Origin of the sequence: Pseudomonas hygromyciniae, from assembly GCF_016925675.1 — a bacterium.
GTDB lineage: Bacteria > Pseudomonadota > Gammaproteobacteria > Pseudomonadales > Pseudomonadaceae > Aquipseudomonas > Aquipseudomonas hygromyciniae.
Window position 1 is genome coordinate 4,406,099 of the sequence record NZ_CP070506.1, and the last position, 20,849, is coordinate 4,426,947.

The 20,849-nt window shown below is 61.5% G+C and carries 14 protein-coding genes, 1 pseudogene and 1 riboswitch; of the genes and pseudogenes, 2 read left to right on the plus strand and 13 right to left on the minus strand.

Annotated features, from left to right (window positions below; translation table 11 throughout):
• Nucleotides 1-61: 61 nt before the first annotated feature.
• Nucleotides 62-1,066 carry a low-specificity L-threonine aldolase gene (gene ltaE, locus JTY93_RS19660; protein ID WP_205479338.1) on the minus strand — a complete coding sequence of 335 codons (1,005 nt, stop codon included), beginning with the start codon at nt 1,064-1,066 and terminating at the stop codon, nt 62-64.
• 186 nt (nt 1,067-1,252) lie between these two features.
• Nucleotides 1,253-1,422, plus strand: a riboswitch (FMN riboswitch).
• 115 nt (nt 1,423-1,537) lie between these two features.
• Between ltaE and JTY93_RS19665 the strand changes: the two genes are divergently transcribed.
• The gene (locus JTY93_RS19665; protein WP_169999238.1) at nt 1,538-2,047 is read left to right on the plus strand and encodes a 6,7-dimethyl-8-ribityllumazine synthase; all 510 of its coding nucleotides are present in this window, start codon (nt 1,538-1,540) and stop codon (nt 2,045-2,047) included.
• A 116-nt stretch (nt 2,048-2,163) separates the two neighbouring features.
• On the opposite strand, the gene astE is transcribed toward JTY93_RS19665, so the two are convergent.
• The 7 genes from astE to JTY93_RS19700 all read right to left on the minus strand — a co-directional run bounded on the left by astE (nt 2,164) and on the right by JTY93_RS19700 (nt 10,005).
• Complete coding sequence (gene astE / locus JTY93_RS19670) at nt 2,164-3,168, minus strand: succinylglutamate desuccinylase (protein ID WP_205478589.1); 1,005 nt, start codon at nt 3,166-3,168, stop codon at nt 2,164-2,166.
• Between the two features lie 12 nt (nt 3,169-3,180).
• The gene (locus tag JTY93_RS19675; RefSeq protein WP_029294458.1) at nt 3,181-3,471 is read right to left on the minus strand and encodes a hypothetical protein; all 291 of its coding nucleotides are present in this window, start codon (nt 3,469-3,471) and stop codon (nt 3,181-3,183) included.
• A 23-nt stretch (nt 3,472-3,494) separates the two neighbouring features.
• Nucleotides 3,495-4,841, minus strand: coding sequence for an N-succinylarginine dihydrolase (gene astB / locus JTY93_RS19680; RefSeq protein WP_205478592.1), 1,347 nt, complete (start codon nt 4,839-4,841; stop codon nt 3,495-3,497).
• Between the two features lie 152 nt (nt 4,842-4,993).
• Complete coding sequence (gene astD, locus JTY93_RS19685) at nt 4,994-6,463, minus strand: succinylglutamate-semialdehyde dehydrogenase (protein ID WP_205478604.1); 1,470 nt, start codon at nt 6,461-6,463, stop codon at nt 4,994-4,996.
• Nucleotides 6,460-7,485 (minus strand): arginine N-succinyltransferase subunit beta, encoded by a 1,026-nt coding sequence (gene aruG / locus JTY93_RS19690; RefSeq protein ID WP_169999241.1) that lies wholly within the window; start codon nt 7,483-7,485, stop codon nt 6,460-6,462. Before aruG ends, astD begins: the two co-directional genes overlap by 4 nt.
• A gap of 51 nt (nt 7,486-7,536) precedes the next feature.
• Nucleotides 7,537-8,556: an arginine/ornithine succinyltransferase subunit alpha gene (gene aruF, locus JTY93_RS19695; RefSeq protein ID WP_205478593.1), complete on the minus strand. Its 1,020-nt coding sequence runs from the start codon at nt 8,554-8,556 to the stop codon at nt 7,537-7,539.
• Nucleotides 8,557-8,784: 228 nt separating this feature from the next.
• The gene (locus tag JTY93_RS19700) at nt 8,785-10,005 is read right to left on the minus strand and encodes an aspartate aminotransferase family protein (RefSeq protein WP_169999243.1); all 1,221 of its coding nucleotides are present in this window, start codon (nt 10,003-10,005) and stop codon (nt 8,785-8,787) included.
• A 312-nt stretch (nt 10,006-10,317) separates the two neighbouring features.
• On the opposite strand from JTY93_RS19700, the gene JTY93_RS19705 reads away from it, so the two are divergent.
• Entirely contained in the window at nt 10,318-16,230 is a 5,913-nt protein-coding gene (locus tag JTY93_RS19705; RefSeq protein ID WP_205478595.1) for a dermonecrotic toxin domain-containing protein, read from the plus strand.
• Nucleotides 16,231-16,297: 67 nt separating this feature from the next.
• On the opposite strand, the gene argR is transcribed toward JTY93_RS19705, so the two are convergent.
• The 5 genes and pseudogenes from argR to JTY93_RS19730 form a co-directional block, all read right to left on the minus strand.
• Nucleotides 16,298-17,278: a GlxA family transcriptional regulator gene (gene argR / locus JTY93_RS19710; RefSeq protein ID WP_205478597.1), complete on the minus strand. Its 981-nt coding sequence runs from the start codon at nt 17,276-17,278 to the stop codon at nt 16,298-16,300.
• A 217-nt stretch (nt 17,279-17,495) separates the two neighbouring features.
• On the minus strand, nt 17,496-18,260 hold the full coding sequence (locus JTY93_RS19715; RefSeq protein WP_205478599.1) for an ABC transporter ATP-binding protein: 765 nt from the start codon (nt 18,258-18,260) through the stop codon (nt 17,496-17,498).
• Nucleotides 18,261-18,287: 27 nt separating this feature from the next.
• Nucleotides 18,288-19,402, minus strand: a pseudogene (locus JTY93_RS19720) (succinylglutamate desuccinylase/aspartoacylase family protein).
• A 1-nt stretch (nt 19,403) separates the two neighbouring features.
• A complete protein-coding gene (locus tag JTY93_RS19725) occupies nt 19,404-20,102 on the minus strand; it encodes an ABC transporter permease (protein ID WP_029294436.1) in 699 nt (232 codons plus the stop codon).
• Nucleotides 20,099-20,788, minus strand: a complete 690-nt coding sequence (locus JTY93_RS19730; RefSeq protein ID WP_029294434.1) for an ABC transporter permease — start codon at nt 20,786-20,788, stop codon at nt 20,099-20,101. Before JTY93_RS19730 ends, JTY93_RS19725 begins: the two co-directional genes overlap by 4 nt.
• Nucleotides 20,789-20,849 lie beyond the last annotated feature (61 nt).

The window sequence follows — 20,849 nt, forward strand, 5'->3', positions numbered from 1 at the left end:
CCTTTGCCCGTGGTACAGCGTGTTTATACGATAGAAACAGTCAATTAGACGGTCTGCACTGTCATTTCCGGGAAAACTCGACAAATGTTGCCAACACTTGTTCGATCTGTGCCCGACTGACGTCCAGGTGCGCGACCATGCGCAAGCGCGCAGCGGCGCTCAACTTGATCCCGCGTGCCTCGGCAAAGGCCTTCAGGGCCTGGGCCTGCTCGCCGATCTGCACGTAGACCATGTTGGTCTGTACCGGCTCCACGCTGTAGCCGGCCTTGCGCAGTTCGTCGCCCAGCCACTGGGCATTGGCGTGGTCTTCAGCCAGGCGCGCTACCTGATGGTCCAGGGCGTACAGCCCCGCCGCAGCAAGTGAACCGGCCTGGCGCATGCCACCACCGACCATCTTGCGCAAACGACGGGCCTTGGCGATCAACGCACTGGAGCCGCAAAGTACAGAGCCCACAGGTGCGCCAAGGCCTTTGGACAGGCATACCGAGACCGAGTCGAAATGCTGGGCAATCTCCCGCGCATCCACACCCAGCTTGACCGCTGCGTTGTACAGCCGCGCGCCGTCCAGGTGCAGGGCCAGGCCATGCTCACGGGTAAATACGCGTGCGGCAGCCAGGTAGCTCATGGGCAGCACCTTGCCCTGCATGGTGTTTTCCAGGGTCAGCAGCCGGGTACGGGCGAAGTGGAAGTCGTCCGGTTTGATCGCTTCTGCGACCTGAGCCAGGTCCAATGAGCCATCCGCCTGGACTTCCAGGGGCTGCGGCTGGATCGAACCCAGCACCGCCGCGCCGCCGCCTTCGTATTTGTAGGTGTGGGCCTGCTGGCCGACGATGTATTCCTCGCCCCGCTCACAGTGAGCCATCAGCGCCAGCAGGTTGCTCATGGTCCCGGTGGGCACGAACAGCGCGGCGGCAAAGCCCAGGCGCTTGGCCAGTTCGGCCTCCAGGTGGTTGACGCTGGGGTCTTCACCGTAGACATCATCGCCACTCGGCGCGCTGGCCATGGCATCACGCATGCCTGCAGTGGGTTGGGTCACGGTGTCACTACGAAGATCAATAACAGACATCAAGCTGGCCTCTGCGTATGGGGAGTTCCCTGTTGTAACCGATTACTGCGGGTATCACCGGCAAATATCAACCCCTACCCTTGTAGGAGACGGCCTGAAAAACTATCGATAGTCGATATTAACAAGCACCCTATGCAGTTTTTCGAAATGTATGGTAAAAACTCTCCGCTGCCAGGGTTCTGGCGGCAACGTTCTCAGGGCGGGGTGTAATTCCCCACCGGCGGTAATTGCGCGCAATGCGCATAGCCCGCGAGCGCTTGGCGCCTCGAACTGCTCACGCAGGACGGCGGCAAGGTCAGCAGACCCGGTGTGATCCCGGGGCCGACGGTCATAGTCCGGATGAAGAGAGAACGGGATTGGCGCCTAAGGGCCGTGTGCGAGAAGTCATGCCTGGCATGATCGATTCGGCCGTACCCTTAAATCCCATTCGATTCATAACGCCCTGTTTTTTTCATAAACAGGAGTCAGAACATGCAACCCACCGCAATCGACAGCAAGAGCAAAAACCATCACGGTGAGCGCGTCGCGTTTATCCAGGCTTGCTGGCACAAAGATATTGTTGATCAAAGCCGAAAAGGCTTCCTCGCCGAAATGATCGCCCAGGGCTATCAGGAGTCGGATATCGATTTCTTTGAAGTCGGCGGCGCCTTTGAAATGCCCCTGCACGCCAAGCTGCTGGCCAAGTCCGGCCGCTACGCCGGCATCGTCGCCGCGGCCCTGGTGGTGGACGGCGGGATCTACCGCCACGAGTTCGTCGCGCAATCGGTGGTCAGCGGCCTGATGCAGGTGCAGCTGGAAACTGAAGTGCCGGTGTTCTCGGTGTCCCTGACGCCGCACCACTTCCATGCTGGCCAGGAACATCACACCTTCTTCTTTGAGCACTTTGTGCATAAGGGCAAGGAAGCCGCGCAGACTTGTGCCGATACCCTGCACAAGATTCGCGCCATCCGCCGCAATGAGCCACGCGCCTTAGCAGTCTAAGCCGTACCGCAAAACCAATTGTGGGAGCGGGCTTGCTCGCGAATGCGGTGGATCAGTCAATACATTGGGTGACTGATCCACCGCATTCGCGAGCAAGCCCGCTCCCACATTTGGGTTCAGGCCAGGCTGGCGTCTGTGGTCGGCACAATCAGGATGCCCGCCCGCAAGCCATTCTTGACCTTCGGATTAGGGAAGATGATGCGCGCGCCCTCCTCCTCGATCACCCAGCGGGTCTTGGCAATGTCCTCGGCCAGCAGATAGCCCTTCTCCAACTCCGAAAAATTCTCCACGTCCGCCGGCAAATGCAGGGTGAAGGCATCGCTGTGCTTGATGACTTCACGGGCCACGCTGAACAACTTCAGGCCGTCCAGGCTCTCGGTGGCCGGCTCGTTGCCTTCGATGATCTGCTTGAGACGGGTTTCCAGGCGCGATACATCCACCCCCTGGTTCTGTCCGAATGGGCGGGCCTTGCCCAGTTCTAGGGTGAACGACTCAGCGCCCAGTTGCTCGTAGGTAAACGCGGTGAAGGTGATGGAGGTCTTGTTCTGCAACAGCACCGCTTCCATCCCGGCCGCGCGCAGGCGGGCCAGTTCGGCGCGGGAGTGCTGGCGCCCTTCTTTGAAAGGATAAAGCGCAAACTGCTCGATCTTCGAGCCGCGAATCGCGGTGTGCAGGTCGTAATGCAGGCGCGAACGGCCAGGCACGCTGAAGAAGGTGCGTGCCAATTGCTCAAGCTCGGCGGCGCGCATGGCTTCAGGGCCGATGTTTTGTTCGTGGCGGCCGTTGAACAGCCGGTTGATGTCATGCTCCAGATAACGCTCGCCGCGACGCATGGCCTCGGGATTACCGAACAGGAACAGAATACGGGTGCGGGGCTTGATCTCCCCACGGGCGATGCCATGCAACAAGCGGTCGGCTAATTCGATCGGCGCGGTTTCGTTGCCATGGATGCCGGACGACAGCAGCACATCCGCGCCATTGTCCCGTGCCTCAGGAGGCCGCACCTCAAGCGCGCCCTCACTGAGCCAACGCATTTGCACGCCGTCGACAGTCAGTTGAATTTTTTGCGCCGGTTCACGACCGGCGAGGGTCAGTTCAAGCAGTTTGCCGAGGGCGAGCATAGAGCAGCTTCCTTAGTGGTTGCAGCCTGGGCCGTGGACGTGATCGTCATCATCACCTTCAACGTCGGCCGGTTCCATTTCCAGCTGCAGGCTCATCAGGTTGGTAGCCAGGGGACGCATCAGCAGGTTGGCGTATTCGGCATCACCTTCTTCCACATCCACGCCGATCAGCAGTTGGCCACGGCCGTCGTGCTGGATCCAGATTTCCTTGCCCTGCCATACCACGGCCAGGCGAGTGCAGGAGGTTTCCAGCTGGGTGCCGTCGGTGTCTTCAAGGATCAGCTTCAGGGTATCGGTGGTCATAAATAGGTCTCAGCCGTGGGGTATTAATTGATCTGGAAAGGATATACCGCGCCCAGTTTAAGGATTTGCGTCAGTTCATCCAATGCCGTGCGACACTCGAGCAGCAACTGCGGGTCAGCCAGGTCGGTTTCGCGCAAGCTGTCGCGGTAGTGCTTGTCGACCCATTGGGTCAGCGTTTCATACAGCGGTGCAGTCATGATAACCCCTGGATTGACCGCCGCCAGTTCAGCCTCCTTCAACGCCACACGCAAACGCAGGCAGGCCGGGCCGCCGCCGTTCTGCATGCTTTGCTTGAGGTCGAAGACTTTGACTTCGCCGATCGGCCCGCCGGAGCTGGTCAGGCTTTGCAGGTAGTGCCAGACGCGCTCGTTGTTGCGGCATTCTTCGGGCACGATCAGCAGCATCGAGCCGTCGGCGCGGCTCAGCAACTGGCTGTTGAACAGGTAGGAACGCACGGCGTCTTCGACACTGACTAGGGCGCGGGGTACGCAGATCGCCTGGAAGTTGCCGCCGACCTTGCCCAGCTTGGCCTGCAGTTCAGCGAGCATCTGGTCGGTATTGAGGAACGCATCCTCGTGATAGAACAGCACTTCACCGTTACCCACCGCGATCACGTCGTTGTGGAACACCCCGGCATCGATCACCGCCGGGTTCTGCTGGCCGTAGACCACCCCGTCATCCTGCAGGCCGTGCAAGCGCGCAACTGCCTGGGACGCTTCGAGGGTCTGGCGCGCCGGGTACTTTTGCGGCGCCGGGTAGCGGGTGTCGAACGCACTGCGGCCAAACACGAAAAACTCCACGCCCGCCTCGCCATATTCGCGGCAGAAACGCGTGTGGTTGGCCGCGCCTTCGTCACCGAACTGCGCCACCGCCGGCAACGCAGCGTGGTGGGCGAAGTGCTGCTGATCGGCAAACATCGCCCCCAGTACGCGGCTGGTGGTCGGGTGTTCGATGCTGCGGTGGTATTTGCAGTTGAGGTTGGCGGCGGTGAAATGCACGCGCCCGTCAACGGTGTCGGCGCTCGGGCTGACAGTGGCGGCATTGGCCACCCACATGCTCGATGCGGAACAGCTGGCAACCAGCAACGGCATGGCGTGCTTGGCCGCCTGCTGGATCACCTGGGCATCGCTGCCGGCAAAGCCAAGGCGGCGCAGCGCGGCCACATCCGGACGCTCCTGAGGTGCAAGCACGCCTTGCACAAAACCCATGTCCATCAGGGCTTTCATTTTCGCCAGGCCCTGCAGCGCCGCTTCCTTGGGGTTGGAGGATTGCTGGCTGTTGCTCTGGGACGCGACGTTGCCGTAGGACAAACCGCCGTAGTTATGGGTCGGCCCCACGAGACCGTCAAAATTGACTTCACAGGATTTCATCGGCGAGGCTCCACGAACATCTGTTTTTATAAACAATCTTCATCACACCACAGATCGAATGTGGGAGCGGGCTTGCTCGCGAAGGCGGCGGACCAGTTACCTAACCTATCAACTGACAGACCGCATTCGCGAGCAAGCCCGCTCCCACATTTTTAGATCAGCGTAATGCCAGGGGTGAGGGTTGCTGGCAGCACCAAACTCGGGGTCTCCAACGACGCCACCGGGTACGCGCAATAATCCGCTGCGTAATACGCACTGGCGCGATGATTACCGGAGGCCCCTACCCCACCAAATGGCGCGGTGCTCGCCGCGCCGGTCAGTTGTTTGTTCCAGTTGACGATCCCGGCGCGGCTTTCCAGCCAGAACTGCTGGTAGCGCGCCTCGGAATCCGACAGCAACCCTGCGGCCAGGCCGTATTGGGTGTTGTTGGCTTCGCGGATCGCCGCTTCGAAATCCGCGTAGCGAATCACTTGCAGCAACGGGCCGAACAGTTCTTCGTCCTCACGCTCGGTCACGGCAGTCACGTCGATGATGCCAGGCGTCAGCAAGGCTGCCTGCGCCTGGGGCTGGGTCATTTCCAGCAGCGCCACGGCGCCGTTGGCCAGCATCAATTCCTGGGCATCCATCAAAGCCTTGGCCGCGCCCAGGGAAATCACCGAGCCCATGAACGGCGGCGGTTGCTGGTCGAACGCGCCCACGGCAATCGTCGCGCTGACCGCCACCAGGCGCGCCAGCAGTGCATCACCCCAGGCGCCTTCCGGCACCAGTAGGCGCCGGGCGCAGGTGCAGCGCTGGCCGGCCGAAATGAAAGCGGATTGGATAATGGTGTAGACCGCCGCATCGACATCGGCCACCTGATCGACCACTAGCGGGTTGTTGCCGCCCATTTCCAGCGCCAGGATCTTGTCCGGGCGCCCGGCGAATTGCTGGTGCAGGTGGTTGCCGGTGCGGCTGGAGCCGGTGAAAAACAAACCGTCGATACCCGGGTTGGCGGCCAGGGCAATCCCGGTTTCCCGCGCGCCTTGCAGCAAGTTCAAGACGCCCGCCGGCAGGCCGGCTTCGACCCAGCACTGCACGGTCAGCTCGGCCACTTTAGGGGTCAGCTCGCTCGGCTTGAACAACACGGTGTTGCCCGCGAGCAAGGCCGGCACGATATGCCCGTTGGGCAAGTGGCCGGGGAAGTTGTAGGGACCGAACACCGCGACCACGCCGTGCGGCTTGTGGCGCAACACGGCGGTGGCGTCGCCCAGGGGGCCGCTCTTCTCGCCGGTACGTTCGCGGTAGCTCTGCACCGAGATCGCGATTTTGTTGGCCATGCTGGTGACTTCGGTAGCCGACTCCCACAGCGGCTTGCCGGTTTCTTCGCCGATGCAACGGGCGATTTCATCGGCGCGGCTTTTCAAGGTCGCGGCGAAGGTTTCCAGCACGCCGATACGCTCTTGCAGCGGGCGCATGGCCCAGGCCGGGAACGCCTGGCGCGCGGCCTGCACAGCGGACTCGACCTGCTCGACGGTGGCGCCATTACCAGCCCACACCACTTGCTGGGTCACCGGGTTCAGCGACTCAAAGCGTTCACCCTGGCCAGCCAGCCAGCTCCCTGCGATATACAGCGAATTCATTATTTCGACTCCCGGGCAGCAGACAACGATACGGCACGCACTTGATCACCGGCCACCAGTTGCAGGCGCTTGGCGGTCAGCGGATCGACCACCAGGGTGCCGGCCGCCAGGCGTGCCGGGGCGGCGGTGATGCGGCAATCTTCACGTTTACGGTTATGCATCAGGAACGGCGTGGCGTCGTCCCCCGGCGTGCCGATGGCCAGCACCAGCGCCTGGCTGTCACGCACCGCACGGATCTTGCTGGTCTCACACTCCACAGCAGGACCTGCGTCGAAGATATCGACGTAGCCCTGGTAGCTGAAGCCTTCGCTCTTGAGCATGCTCAAGGCCGGTTCGGTGTCGGGATGGACCTTGCCGATCACGTTGCGCGCGTCCTCGGACAAAAAGCAGGTGTACAACGGGAACTTGGGCATCAGTTCGGCGATGAACGCCTTGTTGCCCACGCCGGTGAGGTAGTCGGCCTGGCTGAACTCCATCTTGAAGAAGTGTCGGCCCAGGCTTTCCCAGAACGGCGAACGCCCGGCGTCATTGGACACACCGCGCATCTCGGCAATGATCTTGTTGCCGAACAGCTGCGGGAACTCGGCAATGAACAGCATCCGCGCCTTGGCCAGCATGCGGCCGTTGAGGCCGTTGCGGTAATCGGCATGCAGGAACAGCGAGCACAGCTCGGAGTTGCCCGTCAGGTCGTTGGCCAGGAACAGCGTGGGGATCTCGCGGTAAATATTCAGTTCCTGGGAGGCGCTGACCGTCAGACCGACCCGGAAGTTGTACCAGGGCTCACGCAGGCCGACCGCACCGGCAATCGCCGAAATCCCCACCACGCGGCCTTCGTCGTTTTCCAGCACAAACAGGTAGTCGGCATCACCACGCCCGGCTTCGCCGCGAAAGGTCTTTTCAGCCCAGCCAACCCGATGGGTCAGGCGCTCTTCGTTGGCCGGCAAGGTGGTAAGGCCGGTGCCGGTGCTGCGCGCCAGATCAATCAGGGCCGGTAAATCGCTGCTGCGTACGGGACGAACGATCATGCTATCTCCTCGGACGGGCCGCCTGTTACAGGCCACCCGTTAAACTCTGCTTTAAACCGCTACCAGACGCACACTGGCGCCTTCGCCGACGCCCAGGGCTTCGGCTGCTTCCAGGTCCAGGGTCACCGGCTTGCCTGGCGCGTAGTCCAGTTCCAGCATCACCGCACGGTAATCCTGCAACTGCGCGTTGCTCACCAGGTACTGGCGGCCAACGCCCTTGACCATTTCGCCGACCTTCACCGGTACCACGCGGCTCTGGGCAATCGAGCGGATGCCAGAAACCCGTGCATGCAGGGTCGGGCCACCGTCGAAGATGTCGATGTAATGGTCGGTTTCAAAACCTTCGCGCATCAGGATGTCGAAGGTGATCTGCGCACGCGGGTGCACCTGGCCCATGGCTTCCTGGGCTTCGTCAGGCAACAGCGGCACGTAGATCGGGTAATGGGGCATCAGTTCGGCGAGGAACGTGCGGCTCTTCAACCCACACAGGCGCTCGGCGGCGGCGTAGTTGAGATCAAAGAAGTTGCGGCCGATAGCATCCCAGAACGGCGAATCACCGTTCTCGTCGCTGTAGCCGACAATCTCGGTCACCACCGAGTCCGCGAAACGCTCGGGGTGGCTGGCGACAAACAGCAGGCGGCCACGGGAATTGAGTTCCGACCACGCCGAACCCACCAGTTCCGGAACCACGTAAAAGCTGGTCAGCAAGCTGTTGCCAGTCAGGTCGTGGCACTGGGACAGGACGTGGATCTTGTTGTGGATCTTCAGCTCGCGGGACGCGTGGACGAAAGTCTCGTTGCGAAAGCTGTAGAACGGTTCGGAATACCCAGCCGAAGCGACGATGGCCGAACAGCCCACCAACTTGCCGGCGGCGGTGTCTTCGAGGACAAAGAAATAGCTTTCTTCACCATTGAAACTCACTTCGGCAGCGAAGGACGCTTCGCTGGCGGCGATCTTGTCGCTCAGGCGTTCAACGTCATCCGGCAGGGAAGTGACACCAATCGGGCTATCCGCAGCCAGACGCTGTACCTCGCCCAGATCAGCCATTTGCGCGGGGCGCATCACCAGCATGGTGTCACTCCTTAACTCGAAAAACTCACAGAGGAAAAAATGCCGGACACGGGATCTGGATTCACACAGATCCAATGTGGGAGCGGGCTTGCTCGCGATAGCAGTGTGTCAGTTGATGAGTCAGGTGACTGATCCACCGCTATCGCGAGCAAGCCCGCTCCCACATTGACCGGGCCCGGCACAAAAATTTTTATCCCATGCTCAATCGCTTGAGCATGGGACGGTCCATCAGGCTTGCGTCAGCGTTTTTACAGCACGTTCAAAACGATCCAGACCTTCAGTGATATCCGCCTCTTCCACCACCAGGCTCGGGGCAAAACGCACCACGTCCGGGCCGGCTTGCAGGATCATCAGGTTTTCTTTCTCGGCGGCGTTGAACACGTCCTTGGCCTTGCCTTTGAACGCGTCGCTCAATACGCAACCGAGCAGCAGGCCCATGCCGCGTACTTGGGTGAAGATCCCGTATTGCTTGCCGATCTGCTCCAGGCGCGCCTTGAACAGGTCGTGCTTGGCGTTGACACCGGCCAGCACCTCTGGGGTGTTGATCACGTCGATCACCGCTTCGGCGACCGCGCACGCCAGCGGGTTGCCGCCGTAGGTGGTGCCGTGGGTACCGACCACCAGGTGCTTGGCCAGGTCTTCACGGGTCAGCATCGCGGCAATCGGGAAACCACCGCCCAGGCTCTTGGCGCTGGTCAGGATGTCGGGCACCACGCCGTAGTGCTGGTAGGCAAACAGGTGGCCGCTGCGGCCCATGCCGGTCTGCACTTCGTCGAACACCAGCAGCGCATTGTTGGCATCGCACAGGTCACGGGCGCCTTGCAGGTAGGCAAGTTCGGCCGGCAATACGCCGCCCTCGCCCTGGACCGGCTCCAGTACCACCGCGCAGGTCTTGTCCGACACGGCGGCCTTCAGCGCGTCCAGGTCGTTGAACGGAACGTGAGTGATGCCGGTGATTTTAGGACCGAAGCCGTCGGAGTACTTCGACTGGCCGCCGACGTTGACGGTAAACAGGGTGCGGCCGTGGAAGCTGTTGAGCGCGGCGATGATCTCGTATTTCTCGCTGCCGAAACGGTCGAACGCCACGCGACGGGCCAGCTTGAACGCGGCCTCGTTGGCTTCGGCGCCGGAGTTGCAGAAGAACACGCGCTCGGCAAAGGTCGCATCGATCAGCTTGTGGGCCAGGCGCAGGGCCGGCTCATTGGTGAAGACGTTGGAGACGTGCCACAGCTTGTTGGCCTGTTCGGTCAATGCACCGACCAGCGCCGGGTGGGCGTGACCCAGCACGTTCACTGCGATGCCGCCGGCAAAGTCGATCAGCTCGCGACCGGCCTGGTCCCAAACGCGGGAGCCTTCGCCACGCACAGGGATGAAAGCGGCAGGCGCGTAGTTAGGCACCATGACCTGGTCGAAATCGGCACGTTGCACCGGGGCTTGCTCAACGGACATCGGAGTCTCCTGAAGAGGAACGCCTGCCTGGAACTGGCGGGCGATGCAGGGATTGTAAGGACAGTTTTCAGAGCGGCCTTGCCGCCAAGCGACAACTTCTTATAGCGCCAACCCGCGTTTTTCGCGGGTTTACGCCAATGCGACAAATAGCGTCGCAAAGGCGCAGTTTAAACCGTGCAACGGCTTTGTGGGCAGGGGATGACAGGATCTTCGCAAATCCCCATGACGCACCCGCGCTAACTGTCTACCGCCTGTACAACCTTGCGCACTGGTTTGCTGAAGGCACTTCAAGAGCCATCAAGGACAGGCACCATGGCGCAACCGCTTGCAACCCAATCCCCGCACTTCGACATCCTCACCAATGCCATCCCGCCCTGGCTGGGCACCGCGTCACCCGCCAAGCGTGCGGTACTGGCCATCGACACTCCGGTCATTGCCGACTGGTACCTGCGCGCCACCGAGCAGCAGCACGCGCATCTCAAGCACCTGAACGGCGCCGCCTGGGCCGCACAAAATCGCGTGGACAAAGCCCTAGTCGCCCTGCAGAGCCCCGAGACCTTTGGCGCCGCACGCCTGCAGGCGGCGCTCAAGGATGAGTTCGGCATCGACACCGACGTGCGCACGACCTACCTGCAACTGTATGTGCCCCTGACCCTCGCCGGGTTCACGGTCAGGCCGGGGGCGGCGAGGACATGGTCGGTCTCGTTGCTTGACGCGGCCCTGCATAATTTCGAAACCGACGAGCCCTACGAGCAGCACTCAGGATTCAGCACCCAGCCAACGCCGACGGGCCAATTCACCCAACTGCCGGATCTGGACGCAAAGATCAGCATCGCGCAATTCACCCAACTGTGCCGACGCCTGGATATCGGCGCGGCCTATCAACGCTATCTGGATGAGTATCTGGACCTGGACAACCCCGTGGCCCGCACCAGCCTGGAGTACTGGCTCAAACAGAGCCATCTGGGGGCGCTGCAATTGGCGCTGTACATGGCCCTGCTCAAGAACGACCTGCCTGCCGCCAGCCATGACGCGGTACTCAACCTGCTCAACAATGGCCATACCGCACACAATGACTGCCCGCCGCTAGTGGCCCATGACCTGCGGATCATGGACTGCAACCTGACCGGCATCGTGCTGTTTGCGCCGAACCTTGAGCGCAGCACCGAAGTGGTGCCGCTGATCGCCTATATTCCCGACGACCCGCTGCACCCGGTCAAACACTACCCCAGCAGCGCGGCGTTCATGCAGAGCCTGGCCGCCAGGCTGCGGGCCACGGACTATCAACAGTTTTTCAGCCGGTTTGTCCACCATGAAGACGCCGCAGTGTTTTTTGCCGACCTCAACCAACGCCTCGGCCAGGTCTCGTGGCATCCGCACACCGCAGGCGATCCGCTGCCCAGTTGGCGCGACACCCCAACCCAACGGCCCAACCTGCAATTTCGCAGCCTGGAAATCAAAGGCGACCTGTTCGCCCATCTGTTCCAGATGAAACTGAGCAAGCTGCAAGCCGACAGCCAGAGCCACGCTGTCTCCACCGCTCGTGTCGACCAGAACGCACGCTGGCGACGCTGGGCGCTCATTCAGAAAATCGCCGAAAGTGTGTTACAGGTCATCGCCTTTGTGGCCCTGCCATTCATCCCCCCCCTGGGCGCGCTGATGCTGGCCTACACCGCCTATCAGGTCCTCGACGAAGCCTTCGAAGGGATTGTCGACTGGGCCGAAGGCCTGCAACGCAAAGCCCTGGAGCACGCCTTGGGCCTGACGGAGCAACTGGTGCAACTGGGCCTGTTTGCCACCGGTATTCCCATCGCCACCGCACTGCTGCGCAAGGCCTTGCCCCAGCAGATGCTGGAGTTTTTCGAAAGCCTGCACCCCGTCAAGCGCCCCGATGGCCAACCCCGCCTGTGGCAACCGGACCTGAACCCCTACCGCCAGGATATGACGCTGCCAGCCGATGCCCGCCCTGACGCGCAAGGCCTGCACTTGCACAACGACAAACCCATCCTTGCCCTCGACGGCGCGCATTACCACGTGCAAGAAGACGCCGGGCGCTACTTCATCCTCCACCCCACACGCCCTGAAGCCTATCGCCCACAGGTCATGACCAATGGCCAGGGGGCCTGGGTCACTGAACTGGAAAACCCGCTGAGTTGGGACCGCACCACCCTGATGCGCCGCCTCGGTTATCAGACCGACACCTTCAGCGATGAGCAACTGGCACAGGCCCGTGACAGCAGCGCCACCCACGACAACACCCTGCGTAAAATGCATGCCACCCAGCAGACGCCCCCTCCACTGTTGGCGGACAGTCTCAAGCGCTTTGGCATCGACCAGCAGTTGCAGGACTTCCTGGCGCAACTGAACAGCGACGATCCAGCGGTCTATGCCAAGGCCGATCCACAGACCCAGTTGCAGTTACTCATCAGCTACGGACTGTGGCCTTCGAGCAAGACCCTGCGGGTACTCGATGCCAGCGGCAGAACCCTCTGGGAATTCCCCGGTGAAGACGGAGCCAGCACCGTGCAGGTGCTGGAGGCGCAACTGCACAACGGCGATTTGCTGCCGACCCTGATCGAAGGTTTGAGCGAACCGGAGCGCAAACAGCTGCTGGACGAAGAGTTCGGCCTGCCGCCCTCCTCCAGCCGCACCCGCGCCGGCGCCTTGCGCAAGACCCTGGCGCGGCTTGCCGAAGACAAGCGTTTCTCGTTATTCGATTCACGCTACCGGGGCCTGGACCGCACCTCCGATGCCAGGGCCCAGAAAATCATCGACAGCGTCTCACGCCCCGGCCTGCCCGCGCCGGTGGCCGAAGAACTGCTGGCCAGCGCCAGTGGTGAGGAACTCAAGGCCATCGACGCCGGCACAGTCCCCCCTCGCCTGGTGGAACTGGCCGAGTGGTCGCTGCATGAAGTGCGCACCACCCGCGCCTATGAGGGGCTGTACCTGGACACCGTAGAGAACCCGGACACGTGTCGGCTCGCCCTGCACTCCCTGGAAAACCTCAGCGGCTGGCCGACGTGGATACGCCTGGAGGTCCGCCAGTATCGCGCCGACGGCCCGCTGCTGGATGCAATCGGCCCCACCCATGCGTTGACCCAAAGGACCCTGGTGGCCACGCCGGACGGCCAGTACATCCCGGAAAACGGCCAGGGTGCGCTGTTCGGCAGCACCGACTTTTACACCGCCATCCTGCAAGCCCTGCCCGACAGTGCGCGCGATGCCCTGAAAATCCATATCGGCCAAGGCCCGCGTCTCAAGCAGGCGATCGGCCAATCCCCGGCGGACCGCCCGACGCTGCGCACACTGCTCGATACCGACCCGCTGCACAAGCCCGCCTACGACCCCAATGTCATGCGCTTACGCGGCGGTATGGACGGCTACCTGCCCGCCGCTCCCGAACAGCCGGGGCCCCGCCGCGGCCCGTCGCTTGAGCAACAACTTCAGAGCCTGCGCCCGCAACTGACGCCGACGAGAATCCGCGAAGTAATAGCCACCCTGCAAAACACCCCCGGCGGTGCACAGGCGGAGCTGACGCGGCTGCGCAACGAATACATCCAACTGGACCTGGCCCTGGTGGTCTGGGAATCGCAAACGCCGCGTACCCACCTCAACACCGGCGCCCCGTTGAGCGCGACTGACCATGAGTACCTGCGCCGTGATCGCAGCCTGTTTTCCCACCAGATACGACGGGCCTGGCGCCAGGAAACCGCAATCGACCACTTTTACGAATCACCGGCCACCAACGGCTATACGCTGCGTCTATCCGTCCCTCTGCTCGGCGAATTGCCGCCACTGACTGCCCGCTTCGAGCACATATCCCACCTGGAACTGCAAGGTGCCCATCAACACATCGAAGTCGATGGTTTCCTGCGGTTGTTTCCAAGGCTGCGGTACTTGAGCCTGCGCAATCTTGATCTAGGCGAGCTGCCGCCTTGCCTTGCTTCAGTCAACAGCCTCAACGAACTGATCCTGAACAACTGCAATATCCGCTTGACCGAACACAGCCAGGCCACCATCAGCGCGATGACGAACCTGTTGACCCTGGACCTGTACAACAACCCCCTGAGCCTGATTCCAAACCTTGAGCAGATGCCGCAGTTGCAATACGTGGACCTGGCCAGCACCGGCATCGAGCAGGTCCCCCGCGGCCTGTTGAGCAGGACTCACCTGACGTTGGTGATGCTGTCCAATAACCGGATCAGCACACTGCCCGACGCACTGTTCGACTTGCCCACTGACGTCACGCGGCATTTCGATCTGTCCGATAATCCGCTGTCAACCGAAGCGCTTGAACGTGTCAAAACCTACTTCCAGCGCAACCATTACTATCTGGAAGCCGCCCCTCAATACGCTGATCGTGAGCAAGCCAGACGACTATTCCCCTCACTCAGCGCCGATCAGATCAACCAGTTCATCTATAGCCTGCCCGGTGACCTGGCGGCTGGCCGAATCGAGATGACCCGACTGGAAGGCGAGTTCCCGAAAATCCGCCTCGACAGCCTGGCCTGGGCCAATGACAGCACAGTCGACACCGTGGAACACGACCTGCGCCAGCGCTTCATCAACGCCCTGGAGGCATGCTGGCGTCGTGACACAACCGCGGGCGACGCCGCCCATGGTCAAGCCATGCCCAGCTACGAATTCAGCCTGTTCATTCCAGTGAGCGGCGAATTGCCCGCCCTGCGCACCTCGTTCAGTCACGTGTCGGTGCTCGCCCTCAAAGGGTCGGGCTCGAACCTGGGGCTGGATGCGTTCCTGCAGAGTTTTCCGGCGCTCACCGCGCTGCACATCGAGAACTACACACTGGGTGAACTGCCGCAGATCAGCCATCTGCCTCGACTCGCTTACCTGGTGCTGGATCGCTGCGCCATAGGTTTGTCGCCCACCACCGCGCAAACCCTGCAGCGTATGACTGAACTCAAGCATCTGAACCTAGACAACAACCCCTTGGCGAGGCTGCCGGATTTCAGCCAAATGCCACAGCTGGCCAGCCTGTCACTGCGCAACACCGGCTTGACCGAGCTGCCACCCTCGCTGATTAACCCGCCCACAATGCGTGTGCGCGTGGATTTGAGCCAAAACACCCTACATGAACTGACAGACGAAGCCTTCCTCTTGCCACCCACCGTCAGCGGCGCCTTTGACCTGTCGGCCAACCCCTTGTCGCCCTCGACCTTGCGGCGAGTGAAGAGCTATTGCCGGGCCACGGGAGAACACTGGAACGCCGATATCCCCGCCCACCAACTGCAGCGCCTCAATGACCTTTACCCCACGCTCTCGGCGCGCGACTGCAAGCGCATCTTCTTTGAGCTGCCGGGCGAACTGGAGGACGCTGACACACAGCTCAGCCGCCTGAGTGCCGAATACGAACAGCTCAACGACGGCCTGCAAGTCTGGGCCCTGAATGTCCCCGCCATGGCCGAAGTACGCGACCCGGCCTTCAACGAAAACGCCCGCGCCGAGGAACAGATTCGCCGCCTGGGCTTCAAGGAATTGCTGCTGCGCTGCTGGCGCAGAGAGACGGAATACGACGAGAACGAATGGCCAGCCAGCCGCAGCTACAAGCTGATGTTCAACGGCCAGTTTCTCGGGGACCTGCCGGCGCTCAATGCGCGCCTGGAGCATGTCTCGCAACTGGAACTGATCGGTGACGGCAGTCGCAGACGCGCAGACGATTTCCTGCGCGCATTCCCCAACTTGACCAGCCTGACGATGGAGAGCCATGCCCTGCCGAGCATTCCCGACAGCGTGTTCAATCTCCAGCGTTTGCGGCAGCTCAAGCTCAACGACAATTTGATTCGCATCAGGCCGGACAGCGTCGAGCAATTGACGAGCCTGACCGACCTCAACGTCCTGGACTTGAGCGACAACCCGCTTGGCCACAGCCCCGACCTGAGCAATTGCACACGCCTGATCATGGTGTACCTGCACAACTGCGAACTCCATGAGGTGCCGCCAGGGACATTCAGCCTGCCACGCTTGCGGGTCCTGGATTTGAGCGACAACCTGATCCAGCACTTGTCGACAGACCTGCTGGAAATGCCACTGCCACTCAACGACGACTCGGACCTGAGCGGCAATCCCTTGTCCATCGCAAGCATTGCGATATTGCGCAGGTATTACCAGCAGACGGGTTATGAGTTGGGTGTGCAACAAGCAATGTTTGACGAAGAGGGGATCGCGCTGACACCGCCCAGTACGCCGGAGCCCATGGAGGAGTGATGCTGTTGTGGTAAGGGGGCTTAACCATCCTTTCCAGAACAAGCCCCTCTCCCACAGCGTCGCCTTGTCAGCCGCGCTCGGAGGGCACCGACGACAACTCGAACGGGCTGCTGCTGCGCCGTTGGTTGCGATCTTCACGGGGGGTGGCGCCAAAGAAGTTGCGGTAGGCGCTGGAGAAGTGCGGCCCCGAGGAGAAGCCGCAAGACAGGCCGATCTGGATGATCGACTTGCTGGTCTGCATCAACATCTGCCGTGCCTTGTTCAGGCGCAGCTCCAGGTAGTACTGGCTGGGAACGCGATTGAGGTACTGCTTGAAGATCCGTTCCAGTTGTCGTCGCGACACGCACACATGCTGGGCAATTTCGTCGGTGGTCAGCGGCTCTTCGATATTGGCTTCCATCAGCAACACGGCCTGGGTCAGCTTCGGGTGGCTGGAGCCCAGGCGGTTTTGCAGGGGGATTCGTTGGCGCTCGCCGCCTTCGCGGATGCGCTCCACCACCAGTTCTTCGGAGACCGCGCCAGCCAGTTCGGCGCCGTGGTCACGGGCCAGTACCGCCAGCAGCAGGTCGAGCACCGACATGCCACCGCAGGCCGTCAGGCGATCACGGTCCCAGTCGAACAAATGGCTGGTGGCGATGACCTTGGGAAAGCGCTCGGCGAAATCGTCCTGCCAACGCCAGTGCACGGCGGCGCGATAGCCATCGAGCAACCCCAGTTGCGCCAGCGGATACACGCCTGCCGACAGGCCGCCGATCACGCAACCGGAACGAACGAGCTGCTTGAGCGCGGCGCTTAGTTGCGAGGCGATCACGGTCGGCGGTTCGTCCGCCAGCAGGAACAGTTTCTGGAAGCCTTCGAGCTTGCCGGCCCAAGGCTCGCCCGGCAATTGCCAGGCGCCTTCGGCTGGCGGCTCGGCCTGCAGGAACGACAGCTCATACACCACATCCGGATGCACCCGCTGAGCAACGCGCAAGGCCTCCTCAGCCAGCGCAAGCGTGAGTGCTTTTGTGCTGGGCCAAATCAGGAAACCAATTTTATGGGCGGTCATGGAGTGCTATCCGAAGCGAGTAACGGTAATGAAGACAAAGGCCAATGCTAGCCCGTAAACCAACACAAAGCTTAAAAACGATAAAGACCTGCTTCCCTGTAGGAGCGAGCTTGCTCGCGAAAAACCTGAGAACACGACGGGGTATCAGGCTTCCCGCGTTTTCGTTGACGATCTTCGCGAGTAAGCTCGCTCCTACAGGCGGGAGCAACGGCCTTGATTATTTCAAGCTGCCGGAGAGAAATTGCTTCAACCGCTCGGACTGCGGGTTGACCAGCACTTCACGCGGGTTGCCACGCTCTTCGACAATGCCTTTATGCAGGAACACCAACTGGTTCGACACTTCACGGGCAAAACCCATTTCGTGGGTCACCACCACCATGGTCCGGCCTTCCAGGGCCAGGTCCTGCATGACTTTCAATACTTCGCCGACCAGCTCCGGGTCGAGGGCCGAGGTCGGCTCGTCAAACAGCATCACCTCAGGCTCCATCGCCAGCGCTCGGGCAATCGCCACGCGCTGCTGCTCGCCACCGGACATATGGCCGGGGAAAGCGTCCTTGCGATGGGCTACGCCAACTTTGGCCAGGTAGTGCTCGGCCTTTTCACGGGCATCTTTTTTCGACATGCCCAATACGTGCACCGGGGCTTCCATGACGTTTTCCAGGGCGGTCATGTGCGACCACAGATTGAAATGCTGGAACACCATCGACAGGCGCGAACGCATACGCTGCAACTGCTTGGGGTCGGCGGCTTTCATTGCGCCGTCCTTGTTGGCCACCAGCTTCAGCTCTTCGTTATTGAGCAGGATCTTGCCGGCGTGGGGCTGCTCCAGCAGGTTGATGCAGCGCAAAAAGGTACTTTTGCCTGAGCCACTGGAACCGATGATGCTGATCACATCACCGGCCGCGGCGGCCAGGGACACCCCTTTGAGCACTTCATGACTGCCATAGCGTTTATGCAGGTCTTGGACTTCAAGTTTGTACATGCGGTCGGTTCTCACAAAAACAGTTGGTCAGTCGTTGAGCAAGCGCCCGTGACGCAGCGCTTCGCGCCCCGCCACCTTGGCCAGCCAGAAACCCGCTTGGGCATAACGCAGCCGTTCAACGGCAAACAACACCCCCGAGGTGCCGGCACAGACAATGCTGACGCGGTCGGCCAAAGGGTCAATCACTTCAAAAATCGGTTCGCCGGTTTCCACCCAGTCACCGGCCTTACGCAGGTAACTGATCACTCCGGCATGGGGTGCAAACAGCAATTCAGTGCCTTCAAAGGGCACGCCTTCGCACGGCTCATATTGCGGCGCCGGCCATTGGCCCTTGATCAAGCCCTGTTCAGCGAGGAACGCGAGGATGCCTTCGGCATGGAAGACGGCCTCGTCGCGTCCGGTGTCAGCCTGACCGCCCAGCTCCAGGGTTGTCGCCAGGCAGGCCAGGGGAATCTGCGCCTCGGGAAACGCCCGCGACAAACGCAGCCAGGGCAGCGAGCAGGCTTCATCGAAGGAACTGCCGCCGGAGTCTTCCGCCAATAGGCCGACTTTCACATTCAAATGCGCCGACAACGAACGCCACTGCGGCCAGTGCTGGGGCAGCGCGTACATGTGCAGCGCGGCTTCAGCGTCGCAGTGCAGGTCGAGGACCACATCGGCGGTGCAGGCGTGGCTCAGCAATACCCGTTGCATGCCTTGCAGCTGGCTGCTCGGCTCAGGCAGCGCGTTGAGCGTGTCGCTCATCGCCTGGCGGATCATGCGCACGTTGGCATGGGGATCATCCCCCAGCTTGCCCTCCAGCAAGGCGATAACCGGCTCGCTCAACTCCACGAAATCACGGTTGAAGTTCTTGCCGCTGCCGACCTCGAAACGCCCCCTGGTGGCTGCCTTGCAGCAGTTGGCCGAGGCCCATCGGGTTGGCCACTGGTACCAGCTCGATCACCCCGTTGAGAGCGCCCTGCTGCTCCAGTTCGACCAGGCGCTTTTTTCAGCTCCCAGGCCGCGCGCATTCCCGGCAATTCATCGGCGTGCAGGCTGGCCTGGATATACGCCTTGCGCTCGCCGTGGCCGAAACGGAACACCGTCAGTTGGCGCTCGCAGCCCAGATGGCCCCAGGGCAGTACGTGATCGATGCGTTCCATATCAGTGCTTCCGAGGAGCCAGGTAGCTCAACCAGCGACGCTCGGCCAACTTGAACAGGCGCACCAGGATGAACGTCAGGCACAGGTAGAACAGGCCAGCGGTGATATAGGCTTCGAACGGCAGATAGTACTGGGCGTTGACCGTGCGTGCGGCACCGGTGATATCGATCAGGGTGACAATGGAGGCCAGGCTGGTGGTCTGCAGCATCATGATCACTTCGTTGCTGTACTGCGGCAGCGCCCGGCGCAGGGCCGAAGGCAGCAGGATGCGGCGGTACAGCTTGTAGCGTGACATGCCCATGGCCTTGGCTGCTTCGATCTCGCCGTGGGGCGTAGCCTTGAGGCTACCGGCAATGATCTCGGCGGTGTAGGCGCTGGTATTGATGGCAAAGGCCAGGCACGCACAGAACGTTGCGCTGGACAGCCACGGCCAGAGGAAACTCTCGCGCACCGCTTCGAACTGGGCCAGGCCGTAATAGATCAAAAACAGCTGCACCAGCATCGGCGTGCCGCGGATCACGTAGGTGTAGAGCCAGGCCGCACCGTTGACCAGCGGCTGCTTGGACACCCGCATCAAACCAAGGGGCACGGCGGCGAGCAAGCCGAAGAACAGCGAAATCAACAGCAGCTTGAGGGTGGTCAACAGGCCGCCAAGGTACAGCGGCATGGCCTCCCAAATGACGTTGTAGTCGAAGATCATAGATCAGCCGCCTTTACGCCTACCGAGTAGCGCTTCTCAAGATAACGCAGGGCCAGCAACGAGACGCTGGTGATCACCAGGTACATCGCCGCCACTGCGAGGAAGAAGGTAAAAGGTTCGCGGGTGGCATCTGCCGCCTGCTTGGCCTTGAACATCATGTCTTGCAGGCCCACCACCGAAATCAACGCAGTGGCCTTGGTCAATACCAGCCAGTTGTTGGTAAAGCCGGGAATCGCCAGCCGGATCATCTGCGGCACCATCACCCGGAAAAACACCTGGAACGGACTCATGCCATAGGCCATGCCCGCTTCGGCCTGCCCCTTGGGGATGGCCATGAACGCACCACGGAAGGTTTCCGAGAGGTACGCGCCAAAGATGAAACCCAGGGTGCCGATGCCGGCGGCCAAGGGGTTCAAGTCAATATAGTCGTCGTAGCCCAGGAGCGGCGCGACGCGGTTGAGCAGGTCCTGACCGCCGTAGAAAATCAGCAGGATCAGCACCAGGTCGGGGATCCCGCGGATCACCGTGGAGTACAGGTCACCCAGCCAAGCCAGCCAGCGTACCGGCGACAGGCGCAATGCAACCCCGATCAGACCCAGAACAATGGCCAAGGCCATGGACGACAAGGCGAGCTGAAGCGTCAACCATGCGCCATCGAGGATAACGGCCCCGTAGCCTTTCAACATGATTCAGGTCCTCGAAAAGGCGGATGAAAAAATGGCGCAAACTTCAGAGACCCTGGTGCTT

What these genes read in the sequence shown, in the direction of transcription:
- aruF (WP_205478593.1), bottom strand. Translation starts at nt 8,556, where the DNA reads ATGCTGGTGATGCGCCCCGCGCAAATGGCTGATCTGGGCGAGGTACAG.
- JTY93_RS19675 (WP_029294458.1), bottom strand. Translation starts at nt 3,471, where the DNA reads ATGACCACCGATACCCTGAAGCTGATCCTTGAAGACACCGACGGCACC.
- aruG (WP_169999241.1), bottom strand. Translation starts at nt 7,485, where the DNA reads ATGATCGTTCGTCCCGTACGCAGCAGCGATTTACCGGCCCTGATTGAT.
- astE (WP_205478589.1), bottom strand. Translation starts at nt 3,168, where the DNA reads ATGCTCGCCCTCGGCAAACTGCTTGAACTGACCCTCGCCGGTCGTGAA.
- astB (WP_205478592.1), bottom strand. Translation starts at nt 4,841, where the DNA reads ATGAAATCCTGTGAAGTCAATTTTGACGGTCTCGTGGGGCCGACCCAT.
- argR (WP_205478597.1), bottom strand. Translation starts at nt 17,278, where the DNA reads ATGACCGCCCATAAAATTGGTTTCCTGATTTGGCCCAGCACAAAAGCA.
- JTY93_RS19665 (WP_169999238.1), top strand. Translation starts at nt 1,538, where the DNA reads ATGCAACCCACCGCAATCGACAGCAAGAGCAAAAACCATCACGGTGAG.
- JTY93_RS19700 (WP_169999243.1), bottom strand. Translation starts at nt 10,005, where the DNA reads ATGTCCGTTGAGCAAGCCCCGGTGCAACGTGCCGATTTCGACCAGGTC.
- JTY93_RS19715 (WP_205478599.1), bottom strand. Translation starts at nt 18,260, where the DNA reads ATGTACAAACTTGAAGTCCAAGACCTGCATAAACGCTATGGCAGTCAT.
- ltaE (WP_205479338.1), bottom strand. Translation starts at nt 1,066, where the DNA reads ATGTCTGTTATTGATCTTCGTAGTGACACCGTGACCCAACCCACTGCA.
- JTY93_RS19725 (WP_029294436.1), bottom strand. Translation starts at nt 20,102, where the DNA reads ATGATCTTCGACTACAACGTCATTTGGGAGGCCATGCCGCTGTACCTT.
- JTY93_RS19705 (WP_205478595.1), top strand. Translation starts at nt 10,318, where the DNA reads ATGGCGCAACCGCTTGCAACCCAATCCCCGCACTTCGACATCCTCACC.
- JTY93_RS19730 (WP_029294434.1), bottom strand. Translation starts at nt 20,788, where the DNA reads ATGTTGAAAGGCTACGGGGCCGTTATCCTCGATGGCGCATGGTTGACG.